11 protein-coding genes are annotated in these 14,579 nt (G+C 27.5%); 1 reads left to right on the top strand and 10 read right to left on the bottom strand.

The window, feature by feature from the left end; genetic code table 11:
* The 6 genes from H8923_RS04115 to H8923_RS04090 form a co-directional block, all read right to left on the bottom strand.
* Complete coding sequence (locus tag H8923_RS04115; RefSeq protein ID WP_153923908.1) at window positions 1–726, bottom strand: LytR/AlgR family response regulator transcription factor; 726 nt, start codon at window positions 724–726, stop codon at window positions 1–3.
* Between the two features lie 10 nt (window positions 727–736).
* Window positions 737–2,395, bottom strand: a complete 1,659-nt coding sequence (locus H8923_RS04110; RefSeq protein WP_153923906.1) for a LytS/YhcK type 5TM receptor domain-containing protein — start codon at window positions 2,393–2,395, stop codon at window positions 737–739.
* A gap of 61 nt (window positions 2,396–2,456) precedes the next feature.
* Window positions 2,457–3,293: a sulfurtransferase gene (locus H8923_RS04105; protein ID WP_153923904.1), complete on the bottom strand. Its 837-nt coding sequence runs from the start codon at window positions 3,291–3,293 to the stop codon at window positions 2,457–2,459.
* Window positions 3,294–3,359: 66 nt separating this feature from the next.
* Window positions 3,360–4,850 (bottom strand): UDP-N-acetylmuramoyl-L-alanyl-D-glutamate--2,6-diaminopimelate ligase, encoded by a 1,491-nt coding sequence (locus H8923_RS04100; protein WP_153923902.1) that lies wholly within the window; start codon window positions 4,848–4,850, stop codon window positions 3,360–3,362.
* Between the two features lie 157 nt (window positions 4,851–5,007).
* Window positions 5,008–5,715, bottom strand: coding sequence for a cysteate racemase (gene cuyB, locus H8923_RS04095; protein ID WP_153923900.1), 708 nt, complete (start codon window positions 5,713–5,715; stop codon window positions 5,008–5,010).
* A 15-nt stretch (window positions 5,716–5,730) separates the two neighbouring features.
* Window positions 5,731–6,945, bottom strand: coding sequence for a carboxylate--amine ligase (locus H8923_RS04090; protein WP_187127840.1), 1,215 nt, complete (start codon window positions 6,943–6,945; stop codon window positions 5,731–5,733).
* 228 nt (window positions 6,946–7,173) lie between these two features.
* Between H8923_RS04090 and H8923_RS04085 the strand changes: the two genes are divergently transcribed.
* Complete coding sequence (locus H8923_RS04085; protein ID WP_153923898.1) at window positions 7,174–8,682, top strand: hypothetical protein; 1,509 nt, start codon at window positions 7,174–7,176, stop codon at window positions 8,680–8,682.
* Between the two features lie 102 nt (window positions 8,683–8,784).
* On the opposite strand, the gene ptsG is transcribed toward H8923_RS04085, so the two are convergent.
* The 4 genes from ptsG to H8923_RS04065 form a co-directional block, all read right to left on the bottom strand.
* Entirely contained in the window at window positions 8,785–10,821 is a 2,037-nt protein-coding gene (gene ptsG, locus H8923_RS04080) for a glucose-specific PTS transporter subunit IIBC (RefSeq protein WP_153923896.1), read from the bottom strand.
* 314 nt (window positions 10,822–11,135) lie between these two features.
* Window positions 11,136–11,999 (bottom strand): BglG family transcription antiterminator LicT, encoded by an 864-nt coding sequence (gene licT, locus H8923_RS04075; RefSeq protein WP_153923894.1) that lies wholly within the window; start codon window positions 11,997–11,999, stop codon window positions 11,136–11,138.
* A 229-nt stretch (window positions 12,000–12,228) separates the two neighbouring features.
* Entirely contained in the window at window positions 12,229–14,214 is a 1,986-nt protein-coding gene (locus H8923_RS04070; RefSeq protein WP_153923892.1) for a fructose-1,6-bisphosphatase, read from the bottom strand.
* A 186-nt stretch (window positions 14,215–14,400) separates the two neighbouring features.
* The gene (locus tag H8923_RS04065) at window positions 14,401–14,553 is read right to left on the bottom strand and encodes a FeoB-associated Cys-rich membrane protein (protein ID WP_153923890.1); all 153 of its coding nucleotides are present in this window, start codon (window positions 14,551–14,553) and stop codon (window positions 14,401–14,403) included.
* Between the last annotated feature and the right edge of the window lie 26 nt (window positions 14,554–14,579).

Here is a 14,579-nt window from a genome sequence, read left to right as displayed (position 1 = left end):
TTATATATTCATGAGTTTTTTAAATTCTTTAATTTTACTTCTACTTACATATATATCATTTTCAATTCCATTTAATTTTAATTTATAAGTGGAGTTAAACCACGGAATTATTTCTTTTATTTTATTTACATTTACAATATAAGATCTATGAGTTTTAAAAAACTTCTCTGAAGTTAGCTTTTTTTCAAACTCAACCATAGAATTTTTGTAAATATATTGACCATCTTTGGTATATACTAAAGTTTCCCTTTCTCTAGCTTCACAGTAATATATCTCCTCAATATTTACTACTACTAATTTATTATCTTTCCATAATGTTAAATTACCTAAGGTTGTAGTGTTTATATTTATAATTTCATCATTTTTTATTTCAGCTTTTTCAAGTTTTTTTAAAGTTGCTTTTATTCTATCATCTGAATAAGGCTTCAATACATAATCAAACGCGTCTAACTCAAATGCATCCACAGCATGTTCTTTATACGCTGTTATAAATACTATTTTAGGTTTATCTTTAAATTGACTTATTGTTTTTGCAAGTAACATACCATCAAACTGAGGTATATTTATATCTAAGAATATTACATCAACAAAATTATTTTGAATAAATTTTAATACATCTAAACCATTATCAAACTCAGCTAATATATCTATATTACTAAAATTATTTATAAAATATTTTAATTCTTCTCTTGCCGGAAATTCATCTTCTACTATTATCGACTTCATATACTATCTCCTAAATATAAAACTCTATTTTAGTTCCTGGGTTTAATTTGTTTATGGTAAGCCCTTTATCATATATTAATTTTAATCTTAAATGGACATTGTAAAGCCCTATCTTATTTTCTGGCATATTATCATTATAAACTTTTTCTATTATATTATCATTTATACTTATACCATCATTCTCAACACATACTTTAATTTTATCATTTTCTTTTTTTACAGATATTTTAGCAGTTCCACTTCCACCATTTTCTCTTATACCATGAATAATTGCATTTTCTACTAATGGCTGTATTATAAGGCTAGGAATTTTAACATCTATATCTTCATCTATATCATATATAACCTTTAATTTATCTCCAAATCTTGCTTGTTCAATTTCAACATATGCTTTAACTTGTTCTAATTCTTTATTTATATCAATCAAATTACTATTAACTTCTAAATTATATCTCATATATGTTGATAAATTAATTATTAAACTTCTTGCTTTATCTGGATTTATCCTTATAAAAGAGGTTATTGTATTTAAAGCATTAAATAAAAAATGAGGATTTATTTGTGTTTGTAATGCTTTTATTTCTGCTTTATTTTTAGCTTCCTTTATTTTTTCAATTTTAGATATTTCCATAAGCGTTGAAATTATATTAGATAATCCTATTGCTAAAGATTTTTTTGAGAAACTCATATTATGCTTTTCTGTATAATATATTTTTAAACTACCGATAACACCTTGAGAATCAGTTAATGGTATAATAAGCGCTGTTTTTAAATTTATTTTCTCACTTAAAGATTGTTCATCCTTATCAACTTTTATATTTAATATTTTATTATTATCTAAGGCTTCTTTTGTTATAGAACTTATTGATAGATTATTTCCTTTAAATACTTCTTCTCCTTTTCCTACATAAGCTAGTATCCTATTAGTATCTGTAATGCTTACTGCATCAGAGTTTATTTCTTCTTTTATTATTCTACATATTTCTTCTAAAGACTCTTCATTTATAGTTCTAAAATAAGGTAAAGTCTTATTTGCTATATTAAGCGCTAGCATAGATTGAAAGGCTGCTATTTCATCCTTTTCTCTTTTTATAGATTGGGATATTGTTACTAAAAGACCTATACCAACTTGTCCTACTATCATCGGTACATATATTTGTCTTATTATATTTATCGCAGTATTGTGAGGACTTGCTAATAAGTATATAAGAAACATTCCTATACTTTCACTAATTATTCCACATAATATTCCATAAAACCACTTATTTTCATCTTTTACCTTTTTGCTAAGTATACCTGATAATATACCTGCGAATACAGTTGATATAAAACATGGTAGTGATGTTATTCCATTTATATCTATAATATATCTATTAAAACCTGCTATAATTCCCGATGTTATACCTACAAAAGGTCCAAATAATATACCTCCTGATACAGTCCCTATTATTCTAGTATTAGCTCTTGCACCATCTACATCTATATAATTGTAAGTTCCTAACATACCTATAACACTAAAAATTATAGATATGATTATTAAATCTTTTATATTATGTCTATCTTTTTGAAATATATATTTAAATCCTTTTAACTTAGATATTATTATAAACAATACGATTATTAAACTTGATTTTTCTATCAATGCTAAAAGAATTGTACCTTTTTCCATACTATCTCCTTTAATAAGAATTCGCTTTCCTTATAAACAGAAAGCGAATTCTCATATATTTTTATTTTACATCTACCTTATTATCATCGTAGCTTATCCAGTCACTAAAACTACCTGTATAAACTTTATGGTTTATCCCTACTTCTGTCAAAGCCAAAGAATTAGGGCAAGCAGTTATACCTGATCCACAATAAACTATTACTTCATCAAATTTGTATAATTCTTCGAAATGTTTCTCTAAGTCAGATTTACTTTTTAAAGTATACTTACCTTTATTATTATCTAATACATCCATCCAGAAAAAATTAAGAGCACTTGGTATATGTCCACATTTTTTATCTACCGGTTCGAATTCTCCAATATATCTTACATTTTCTCTTGAATCGATTATAGCTACATTTTCTTTATTTACACAACTTCTAACATATTCCATATCAACTTTCATATTTTTATTGACATTTACATTAAAGCTTCCTTTTTTTATAACTGGAGTTTCATTAGAAACCTCTCCACCTATTTTTATAAATTCATTTATACCACCATCAAGTACATAAACCTTTTCATGACCTAAGTATTTTAGTATCCACCAAAGTCTTGAAGGTCCTGATAGATCACCTTCATCATAAGCTACAACAATCGAATCATTGCTAATTCCTATATTTTCAAAAGTTTTTTGAAGTTCTTCTATTGATGGTAACGGATGTCTTCCACCATGTTTTTTAACTTCACTTGATAACTGTGTCTCAATATCAATCCTTACGGCACCTTTTATATGAGATGATTCATAACTTCTTTTTCCATATTCCTTGTCCATAAGGTTAAATCGTGTATCAACTATTACTATTTTTTCGCTATTCAAGTTATCTTTTAACCATGATGAATTTACTATATTGTTCATTTATTTCTCCCCCGCTTAATTAATAAAAGAATTTTAATTAAATAATTAAAATTCTTTTATTATTATCTATATTATTACAGCTGCCTCTTTTAACTTCTTAGCAGCATTTATAGCTATTTCTTTTTCACTAAATGGTATTCTTTCACCTTTAATCAGCTGATATGTTTCATGTCCTTTTCCAGCAAACACTATCATATCACCTTCTTTAGCCATCTCTATAGCCATCTCTATAGCAACTCTTCTATCTGGCTCCACTATATATTCACAGCCTGTACCTTCAAAAGACTTTGCTATATCTCTTATTACATTCATAGGATCTTCAAAATCAGGATTATCAGAAGTTAATATACACAAGTCACATTCTCTCGCAGCAACATCACCTAGTTCTTTTCTTCTTATTTCTGTTCTTCCACCTACTGAACCAAATAAACATATTAATCTATTATGATCGTATTTTTTTAACGTTTGAAGTATATTTTCTAAACTAACTCCATTGTGAGCATAATCAACTATTACAGTTGCATACGGAAGTATAGGTAAAACTTCTACTCTACCATTAACCTTAGCTTTTTTTAGCGAACCTATCATAATATCTTGATCTATTTCTAGATATCTACAAACAGCTATTACAGCTAATGCATTATATATACTAAATTCACCTGGTGAGCATATATAGCAATTTAAATCTTCATTCTTTGTATGACAAGTAAAGCTTACACCTAAAGAATCTATTTCTTTAGAGTATTCTATATTTTTAGCCATTACATCTGAATCTTTCACTATAGAAAATCTTTCTACATCACAAGTTGCTTTGTCTATTATTTTTTCTGCATGCTCATCATCTATATTTATTATTCCATGTTTAGCTAAAGTAAATAATCTAGATTTACACTCTAAATAATGTTCAAATGTTGGATGTTCCTTTGGTCCTATATGGTCTGGTGATAAATTTGAGAATATAGCTATATCAAAATCTACATCTTCAACTCTATTCATCATTACTCCACCTGATGAGACCTCCATAGAAACACACTGAACTCCATTATCTAACATAGTTCTAAATATTCTGTGAAGCTCATAACTTTCTGGAGTTGTATTGACAGTTTTTTCACTTACTCCATTGTAAAAAGTACCATTAGTACCTATAACTCCAGTATTTAATCCAGATGAGTTTAAAACTGCACTTATATAGTTTGTTATTGTAGTTTTACCTTTAGTACCAGTAACACCTATAACCTTTAACTCTTTTGATGGATTACCAAAATAGTTTGCAGACATTTTTGATAAAGCTATTCTACTGTCCTCAACAAATAATTTTATAGCATCTTCACCTAAGCTTATATCATCATTTAATATAAATACTCTGCATCCTCTTTTATACGCATCTTCACAGTACTTATGTCCATCTACTGTTTCACCTTTTATCGCAACAAATATATATTCATCTTCACACTTTGAAGAATTGTACGCTATATCTTTTATTTCTGTATTCTTTATTTCTTCCCAAGGCTTATTAGACTTAAATTTCACATCTTCCATAACATTAAATAATTTCATCTTAAGCCCTCCTTTTCTTTAGCAAGTTTATAATTTGTAGTATATCATATATTTTTTTACTTTTTATTCGGTAAATGCTAGTTAAATATGAAAATAATACAAGAATTTATTTCTTAAAAATAGAGTAGCTTTACACTACTCTATTCACTTAAATTTATTATCTTTTCACTTTCTTTCCACAGTTTTCTATAGTTTTTACAGCTAGCACTTCTAGAGAATCTATATAAAACTCATTGTCTAGATGATTATCATTTTTTAAAATCGATAGCTCAGTACAACCTAAAATTGCACCATCACAATCATTCTCTTTTAAATAATCTACTATGCTGTTGAACTTATTCATATCTGCAGATTTTCCACTTTTTATATCATCATATATTATAGACATTATATATGATTGTCTATTTTCATCTAAAATCATGAACTCTATCTCATGCTTTTGACACATATTTTGATATAACTTAGTTTTTATGTTACCTGTAGTTGCTAATATACCTAATTTTTTATGTCCTTGTTCTTTTGCATGTTTTACAGTTTCTTCTATTATATTTAAAACAGGTATGCTTACACTATTTTTAATTTCATCATAGAAATAATGCGCTGTATTGCAAGTTATAACTAAAAAATCAGTTCCAAAAGACTCTAATTTTTTAGCATCTTTTTTCAATACTTCACTAGGACTATTAGTGCTTTTACCAATTATATAGTCAGTTCTATCTGGAGTCGTAGCTCTATTTACGATAACCATATCTATGTGTTCTTGATCAATACTTGCATCTGTTAGCCTAACTACCATGTCATAAAAGTACACTGTTGCCATAGGCCCTAATCCACCCATTACACCAACTGTTTTATTGTTTTTCATATTTATACCACCAATCTACTTGCAGTATTTATTAAACTTTCTTATTTGATTTATATTATATAAGAATACATACCAACTTCTCTTGAAGTTTCCTTTTAAGTCAGCTTTGTATCCAAATGAAGTTGCACTCTTTCCTTCTGAATCTAATTTCTTAGCAAGATTTACTAAGTCTTGATTTTTAACGAATTTATAAACAACATTCTTTGGTATAACTCTCCAGAAGAAAGGTTCTTTTTGTATTTTTAAATCAAGTTCTTTGTTATAAACTCTATCCTCTACAACATACTTAGCTATGTTATTTCCAGAAGAAGTTACATAGAAATTACTTCTACCTTGTCTTAAGTTTATTTCAAACACCTTGTATGTGTTATCTCTACTATCAAATTTTATATCAAAGTTCGAGAAACCTGTATAATTTATACTTTCTAAGAAGTTTTTAAACTTTTCCATTAAAGGTTCATCATACTCAGTTATTATAGCAGCATGATTTCCTATCCCTTTTGGAGTATGTTCTTCTAATAATACATGTCCTAGACACATCATCTTAACTTTACCATTTTGATCTGAATAACAAGTTAAAACTCTCATATGTGAGTCATCACCTGGTATGAAATCTTGTATTATTAAGTTCTTATCATATTTTCCATTATATATTGAAGTAGTTATTTCTCTAAACTCTTCTTCGTTATTAGCAAGGTATGCTTTTTTCATTCCTTCAAATGGATGTTGCCAGAATAATACACTATCTGAAGGCTTTATTATAACTGGATACTTAAATCCAAAATCTTTTATTTCATCACCTTTTGAGTATATGAATGTTTTAGGATAATCTAATCCCTTTTCTTCACACATTTGATAGAATAACTCTTTTTCTATAAGCTTTTCTTTAAGATCTTTTCCTATATAAGGAACTATATATTTTTCAGATAATATATCTCTATGATCTATTATTAATTCTGCATACTCATCAGTACATCCGTGAATTATTAATTTCTTATTAGGGGCAGCTAATTCATCAGCCGTTTGTAATAATACTTTTATAAATTCTTCCTCTTCTGTTATTCTTGGATCTATTCTAAAATCTATTATATTACTGTCCTTAGTTGCACCTAAAGCATATCTACCAAAAGCGATTGATTTTACACCATAAGCTTCATGATATGCTCTTGCTACACTGTAGCAGTTTATATCTCCACCAACTAAGACAGGTTGAATTATTATGTTTTCCACGTTTTCCACCTCTTACACTTAAAATTGAACATACTAATTAAGTATACTTTATTTTATTATTTATGTCAAAATACTAAGATTTTAATCTATTTATAGAAGAGTATGCTAAAAAATTTATACATACATAAATTTCTACATTTTTTCACAAATTTTTTACCTCTACATATTATATTATAGATAGATATGGTGTAATGTCTATCTATAATATAAAAAAAGGTGTTGATAATTATGTCAAATTTTAAAAATTTAACTCCTACAAATGGATTTGATTTTAAAGATTTAATAAACGCAAGGCAAAATAACTACGCCTGGTCGATTAGCGAACTAGGTGACTATATATATGTTGGTACTGCTAGGAATATGATGCTAGTAACCTCTGAACTATTTATAAAAAATCTAGAGTTTCCACTGTCTTTAAATCCAACAACTAGAAGTGATAATGCAGAAATATGGAGATTACGAAAACATAAAAGTTGTGTATGGGAAAAAGTATTTACTGTTCCCGATAATAGTAATATATATGGATTTAGATATATGATTAACTATAGAGCATATAATGGTAATCCCGCACTATATGCAGCAGGTTCAAGTAAACCAAATTCAAAATTAAAAGTATACAAGTCCGTTAATGGTGTAGATTGGAAGGAAACAAAGTCAACGGTATATAATATGGGAGATTTAGAAGGAAATTCATCAAGAGCTATGGTAGTGTTTGATAATAAACTATATATAGCTAATTTTGATGAAAGCAATCAGGAAACATCACCTCTATTGTATAGTAATTTAGACCCTGAGTTCTACTCTTGGAAACTAGAGACTTATCCTTATTCAACCCCTAATTATAATCCAAACAAAAATCCTATGGGTTCTATAACCAATATGGCGGTTTTTAATGATCATTTATATCTAGCAACAACTACAGGTGATAAAATTCAAATTTGGAGAACAGATGGTGATAAAACTGAATTTAATAAATGGACACTTGTAGTCGATGGGTTTGGGTATCCAGAAAATACAACTGCTTTGTCTATGGGTGTATTTAAAGATCATCTTTATGTAAGTGGAACAAAGAAAATTCCATTATCTTGGATAATACCTCAAGGATGCGATATAATAAGATTAGATAAATATGATAACTTTGAAATGATTGTAGGACCAGATAGCATTTCTGGAATTAATTCAGGATTTAACAATCCATTTAATGTTTACGGATGGCAAATACAGGAATATGACAACACTTTATTCATAAGTACCTTTGATAGTTCTATATTTATGCAGTCTATACTAGAAGTTTTATTATCTTATAAATCTGAATTACCTCTACCTCCAGATGTTACTAATATTTTAATCAAAATGTATAAAATTATTGTACACATTTTGAATGAATTTAAATATCCTTTTGGATTTAATTTATATAAATCTTACGATGGAGTAAATTTTTCACCAGTGATATTAGATGGTTTAGGTAATAGATATAATTATGGAGGTAGAGTTTTATATGTAGATTCTTTAAATGATTTATATATAGGAACTGCTAATCCATATCAAGGTTTAGAGGTTTGGAAATATAACTCATGCTACTGCAATACTGATACTTATAAGATGAAACCAGTTCCTTCTTATAATATATTAATAGACTCACTTAAAGACTACTTCTTAGAATTAGAAATGTATGCTCCAGATATTTTTAATTCTATAAACTCTTTATACAATAATCTTAAATTTTATATTAACTAACTAGTTACTATTTTTTAATAAAGTATATGTAAATAAACATATATAAAAGGGTTGAACTTTACTAAAGATCAACCCTTTACATTTTAAAATTGTGTTTTATATCTAAATATTTTTTATATTAATTCTATTATTTTCTTTTACTTTACATAATCCATTCTTAACTTTAATTTTTTCATTTTCTTCTAAGTTGGTAAATATAACCGGAGTTATACTTGACGTAGCATTTGATTCTATGTACTCTAAATCCATTGTTGCTATCTTATCTCCAGCATGAACTTTATCTCCTACATTTACAAATAAATCAAATCCTTTACCTTCTAATTTAACTGTTTCAATCCCCATATGTATAAGAATTTCTCTACCAGTTTTAGATTTTATTATAACAGCATGTTTTGTAGGGAATATAACTTCTACACTACCATCAACCGGAGAACATATAACCCCATCAGCTGATTTTATAGCAAATCCATCTCCCATTAATTTACTTGAAAAAACTTCATCTGGAACCTTAGATAATTCTAATATTTCACCATTTGTTAGTGATAATATTTCCTCATCAGAATATGTTGATACTTCTTTATTTTCTATTTGTTCATTAATCTCTTTTTTATCAGATTTATTAACTACTAACTTACCTGATATAATTTCATTTATTTCAGATTTTAATGTATCTGACTTTGTTCCAAATATAGCTTGTATATTATCACCTACAACCATTACTCCAGCTGCACCAAGCTCTTTTAACTTATCTTTATCTACTTTATTTATATCTTTAACTTGTACTCTTAATCTAGTTATACAAGCATCTAAACTTTTTAAGTTTTCTTTTTCTCCTAAAGCATTTAGTATTTCATATGCTAATTCACCTTGTCCTAAATTAGACAATTTTTCATCATCTTCAACTTCATCTTCTCTACCTGGAGTCTTTAAATTAAACTTTCTTATCATAAATCTAAATCCAAAATAGTATATTACTGCTAAAACTAAACCAACTACTATGACAAAATACCATGGAGTTCTATTTGGTATTATCCCAAATAAAGTAAAGTCTATTAGTCCCCCTGAGAATGTCATTCCTATTTTTACATTTAAAATTTGCATTATCATAAATGATAAACCTGCAAATACACAGTGTATCCCAAATAATACAGGAGCAACAAATAAGAATGTAAACTCTATTGGCTCTGTTATACCTGTTAAGAATGAAGTTAGTGCAGCTGATGCCATTATACCTGCTACATATTTTTTCTTTTCAGGCTTCGCTTCATGTACCATAGCTAAAGCTGCTGCTGGTAATCCAAACATCATGAATGGGAATTTGCCAGTCATAAATGTACCTGCTGTAAATTCTACACCATCTTTAAGTTGCGCAAACCATATACTTTGATCACCCATTACAAGTTCGCCAGCTTTATTTATGTACTCACCAAATTGATACCAGAATGGATTATAAAATGCATGATGTAGTCCAAATGGTATTAATGCTCTTTCTATTGTACCAAATAAGAATGCTGCTAAAGTTTGATTCGCATCTATAACAGTGTTTGAGAATGCCATTAATCCATTTTGTATTGGAGGCCAAATAAACGTTAGACCTAAACCTATTATTAAAGATAATGCTGCTGTGGCAATTGGAACAAATCTCTTCCCAGCAAAGAATCCTAGATATTGCGGTAATTCAATCTTATAATATTTCTTATATAAATTTGCTGACAGAATACCTATTATAATACCTCCAAATACACCAGTTTGTATTGTCGGTATACCTAATACATTTGCATATAAAGGCCCATTAGTCATTTCAAGTGTTACTTCACCAGTAATACCCATAGACATGTTCATTACTAAGAAACCAACTATTGCTGCAAGAGCGGCAACACCTTCACCATCTGTTAGTCCAACAGCTACTCCAACTGCAAATATTAATGGTAAGTTGTCAAATATTATCTGACCACAACCCTCCATTATACTAGCTATCATAATAACTATATCATTAGCTAAAAAAGGCATGTAAGATATTACATTCTCATTTACTAATGCATTTCCTATCCCTAGTAATATACCTGCTGCTGGAAGTATTGCAACTGGTAGCATTAGGGATTTACCAACTTTTTGTAAAATACCAAATAACTTTTTCATAAAAATCTCCTTTTCTTTATTATTAGATTTAAAATCATAAGTACATAATTTTTATTACTAAAAATTCAATCTTTTACTATAAAAATATAATTTACATAAATTAAAAAAATATTTTATTAATAAAAAACTGCCTTTTCTTAACCTAAAAAAGACTTAAGCTTATAGAAATATACAATTATTCTTATCCTAATAAATTCACATAAATAAACCTACTCTACAGTATGTTTTCTATCTGAACTTATTAGAAATTAAATAATCATATATTTTTATAAACCTAAGTCTTGCCTGCCGAACAGTAACAACCTTAATACGGTTTAGTTATTCGATTTATTTTCTTCTATTTTTATAACTTCTATAACTCTATTGATGTGTAACGTTAAGTATAACATTTCATCTTCACTTACCTCATATTCGTAACGTTCCTCTATGAAAGTTTTTATTTTAAATGCACAATTATATGAATCCTCATATTTTACTTTTATAATATCTAATAGTTCATTTTTCCTATTTCCTTTGCCCTCATGTTTAATCAATCTTTTCGCAAAGAATTTTAAATGAGTTAATAATCTTTCATAGTTCATTTCATTAGTATTAAAGTCTACAGAATAAAAATATCTTATTATATTAAGAATTTCTTTAACTATTTTTGTCATTAAAAATGATTCAGATGTATCTTCATTATAGTTAGCATTTACTATATGCATAGCTATAAATGCAGCTTCATCCTCTGGTAAATTCAGATTAAATTCTTTGTTCAAATGATTTATTGCCCATAAGCCAATTTCAAATTCTTGCTTGTGAATTCTTCTTATCTCATATAATAATTCATTTTTTATTTCTATATTTTCTTCATATCTTTTTAAGGCAAATGCAATATGATCTGTAAGTGCTACATATATATAGTCATATAACTCTGTATTTAGTAGTTTCTCAGCATATTCAATTATATCAAAACTAGCTTTAAATACATTTTCATCAACTTCCATTGCAAGTTTACTTATCTTATTTCTAAAACTTACATCTTCAGCTATAAACTTTTTTTCTATTTTACTCTCGTCAGCTATTTGGCCTATTTTCTTTTGAAATCCTATACCACAACCTGTAAGTATTAACTCTTTTTGACTTTGCTCATCTTTAACTAATACTACATTATTGTTATAAACTCTTTCAATAATCATAACGTCTCCCCCCTCTAACTGACTACTAAATTTACACAAATAAAAATACCTAAATTAAGATACAGTTATACTGTAAAACTTAACCTAGGTATTGCCTGCATTATCAGTAACAATCCAATATAGTTAATTGAATTATATTTTATTTAAAGTCTATTACAATTAAATTCTAGTATAATGTATATTTAGTGTCAAGTATTTTCCTTATTAAATTATTTGATAATTTTAAATTTTATCTTTCTTTTATTAAACCTTTTCTATATGCTATTAAAAGCATCTTCAAATCTTTTATTTCTTCTTTTATTTTTTCTCCAGCATCAGTATCCTTTACTCTTCTTCTTTTTACTTTATGCTCTACAACTACTGTAGTAGATAGTATATCACTTTCATTTACTATAGCTTCTTCTGCTGAACTAAATGGTTCATGAGATACTATTTGTAAGCTATATGAGTTATATATTAAAGTATACCCAGCTATACCAGTTTTATTTTGATAAGCTTTTGAGAAACCACCGTCTATAACCAATATTCTACCATTTGCCTTTATAGGGCTTTCTCCATTTTTACTTTCTACCGGAACGTGTCCATTTATTATATGTGATTCTTCAAAGTCTAACCCAAATTCTTCATAAACTCTTTCACACATTTCATCATCTTCTCTTAGTAGATAATATGGATTTTTATTTTCTTTATGAGCTTCTTTTTCTGCTATGAAATATCTTTCAAATGTAGTCATATCATCTTTTCCAAACAGTGAAGAACATTTTCCAGTCCATAAATACCACATAATATCCATACCATATTGCTTTTGATATGTATTTTCAGCAAAGAAATATCCTTCTCTCGCTAAAACTTCCATTTTATCCATTAGCTCTTTGCCTTTATATTCTTTATTTTGAAGTTTCATAGACATAAAGCTTCCATCTGCATTTAAAGGTATACATCCGTGGAACAGTAAATTAGAATTAGCTTTTAAATATATACTTCCTTTAGAAAATAAGAAAGAAACATGTTTTTGTAACTTCTCACTTCCTTTAAATGATGATACTAACTTTTCTACTACAATTTCTTCTGACTTTGTTAGCTTGTACGGATTTTTAGGATCTACCGTAGGTAAATTATTATCTTTTAGTTTATATGTTTTCCCTTTTAAATTAATAGTTCCATCTTCATAATTTATTTTCTCTAATAATAATCTATGATTCATTTCAAATTCAGGTCTTCTTTTTATTATTTCACCTTCTAGTTTAAACTGAATTACGCTTATAGCTTTATGCATTTTTGCTATTAAGCTTTTTTCACTTTTTGATACATCCTGATCTCCTACTTTAGGTATAAACTCCTTACACGGGTCATCTTTATATACTTCAATTGCAAAAGTTGCTAGAGGAAGTAAGTTTATTCCATAGAAATCTTCTGCTATATCTAAATTAGCATACCTTGCACAAATTCTAAGTGCATTAGCTATATTTACTGGTTGTCCAGCTGCAGCCCCCATCCATAAAACATCATGATTTCCCCATTGTATATCTACACTGTGGTGCTCCATTAATGTATCCATGATTATATCTGGTCTTGGACCCCTATCATAAATATCACCTAGTATATGTAATCTATCTACGACTAGCTTTTGTATTACCTTTGATATAGCTATTATAAACTCTTTTGCTCTATCTATATCAATAATGGTTTCAATTATACTATGATAATATTCTTGTTTATGATCACTACTATTATCTGGATGTAATAATTCCTCCATTATATATCTAAATTCTTCTGGTAAAAATTTTCTAACTTTCGATCTTGTGTATTTACTTGATGTATATCTGCATAGTTCTATTAATCTATACATATTTATTCTATAAAAATCATCTATGTCAGTCTCTTCTTTAGATATTAATTCTAACTTTTGTTCTGGGTAATAAACAAGAGTTGCTAGCATCTTTTTTTCCGATTCTCTTAAATTATTTGCAAATAGCTCTTCTATTTTTCTTTTTATTACCCCTGATCCATTTCTTAACACATGTACAAATGGCTCATATTCTCCATGTACATCAGTTAAAAAATGTTCAGTCCCCTTTGGAAGATTTAATATAGCTTCCAAATTTATAATTTCTGCACTAGCTTTTGATATGCTAGGATACTGCTTTGATAATAATTTTAAATATTTTATATTATTCATTAAATAATCATCTGACACAGTTGATAATTCCTTCATTTTACTTCCTCCAACTTCTCTTTTTATCTAATATATATTATATCATATTTACCCATTTTTTTTTAATATGATACACTATTATTATTTATAACAATAAAACTCAATAAAAATTTCCTTTATGTACTTTATCAGACAAAAAATCTTGGAATTATAATTCTAAATTTTATAAGTTCCAAGATTTCTTTTTTAATTTGAAATTTTATTGCAATTATCATTAGATAAGCATCCTTTACAGCTACATCCACAACTAGATTTTTCATCTTTTATATTTTTAATAAAGTTTTTTATAACTAATACTACTACTAAGAAAGCTCCTATACCTATTATATAATTGATCATTAATTCACTTCCTAACGCAGTTAAAA

Origin of the sequence: Romboutsia faecis, from assembly GCF_014323405.1 — a bacterium.
Lineage (GTDB): Bacteria > Bacillota > Clostridia > Peptostreptococcales > Peptostreptococcaceae > Romboutsia_E > Romboutsia_E faecis.
Note: the sequence above shows the minus strand (reverse complement) of the source record. Positions and strands in the feature narration are given on the sequence as shown.

What these genes read in the sequence shown, in the direction of transcription:
- H8923_RS04115 (WP_153923908.1), bottom strand. Translation starts at nt 726, where the DNA reads ATGAAGTCGATAATAGTAGAAGATGAATTTCCGGCAAGAGAAGAATTA.
- H8923_RS04110 (WP_153923906.1), bottom strand. Translation starts at nt 2,395, where the DNA reads ATGGAAAAAGGTACAATTCTTTTAGCATTGATAGAAAAATCAAGTTTA.
- H8923_RS04105 (WP_153923904.1), bottom strand. Translation starts at nt 3,293, where the DNA reads ATGAACAATATAGTAAATTCATCATGGTTAAAAGATAACTTGAATAGC.
- H8923_RS04100 (WP_153923902.1), bottom strand. Translation starts at nt 4,850, where the DNA reads ATGAAATTATTTAATGTTATGGAAGATGTGAAATTTAAGTCTAATAAG.
- cuyB (WP_153923900.1), bottom strand. Translation starts at nt 5,715, where the DNA reads ATGAAAAACAATAAAACAGTTGGTGTAATGGGTGGATTAGGGCCTATG.
- H8923_RS04085 (WP_153923898.1), top strand. Translation starts at nt 7,174, where the DNA reads ATGTCAAATTTTAAAAATTTAACTCCTACAAATGGATTTGATTTTAAA.
- ptsG (WP_153923896.1), bottom strand. Translation starts at nt 10,821, where the DNA reads ATGAAAAAGTTATTTGGTATTTTACAAAAAGTTGGTAAATCCCTAATG.
- licT (WP_153923894.1), bottom strand. Translation starts at nt 11,999, where the DNA reads ATGATTATTGAAAGAGTTTATAACAATAATGTAGTATTAGTTAAAGAT.
- H8923_RS04070 (WP_153923892.1), bottom strand. Translation starts at nt 14,214, where the DNA reads ATGAAGGAATTATCAACTGTGTCAGATGATTATTTAATGAATAATATA.
- H8923_RS04065 (WP_153923890.1), bottom strand. Translation starts at nt 14,553, where the DNA reads ATGATCAATTATATAATAGGTATAGGAGCTTTCTTAGTAGTAGTATTA.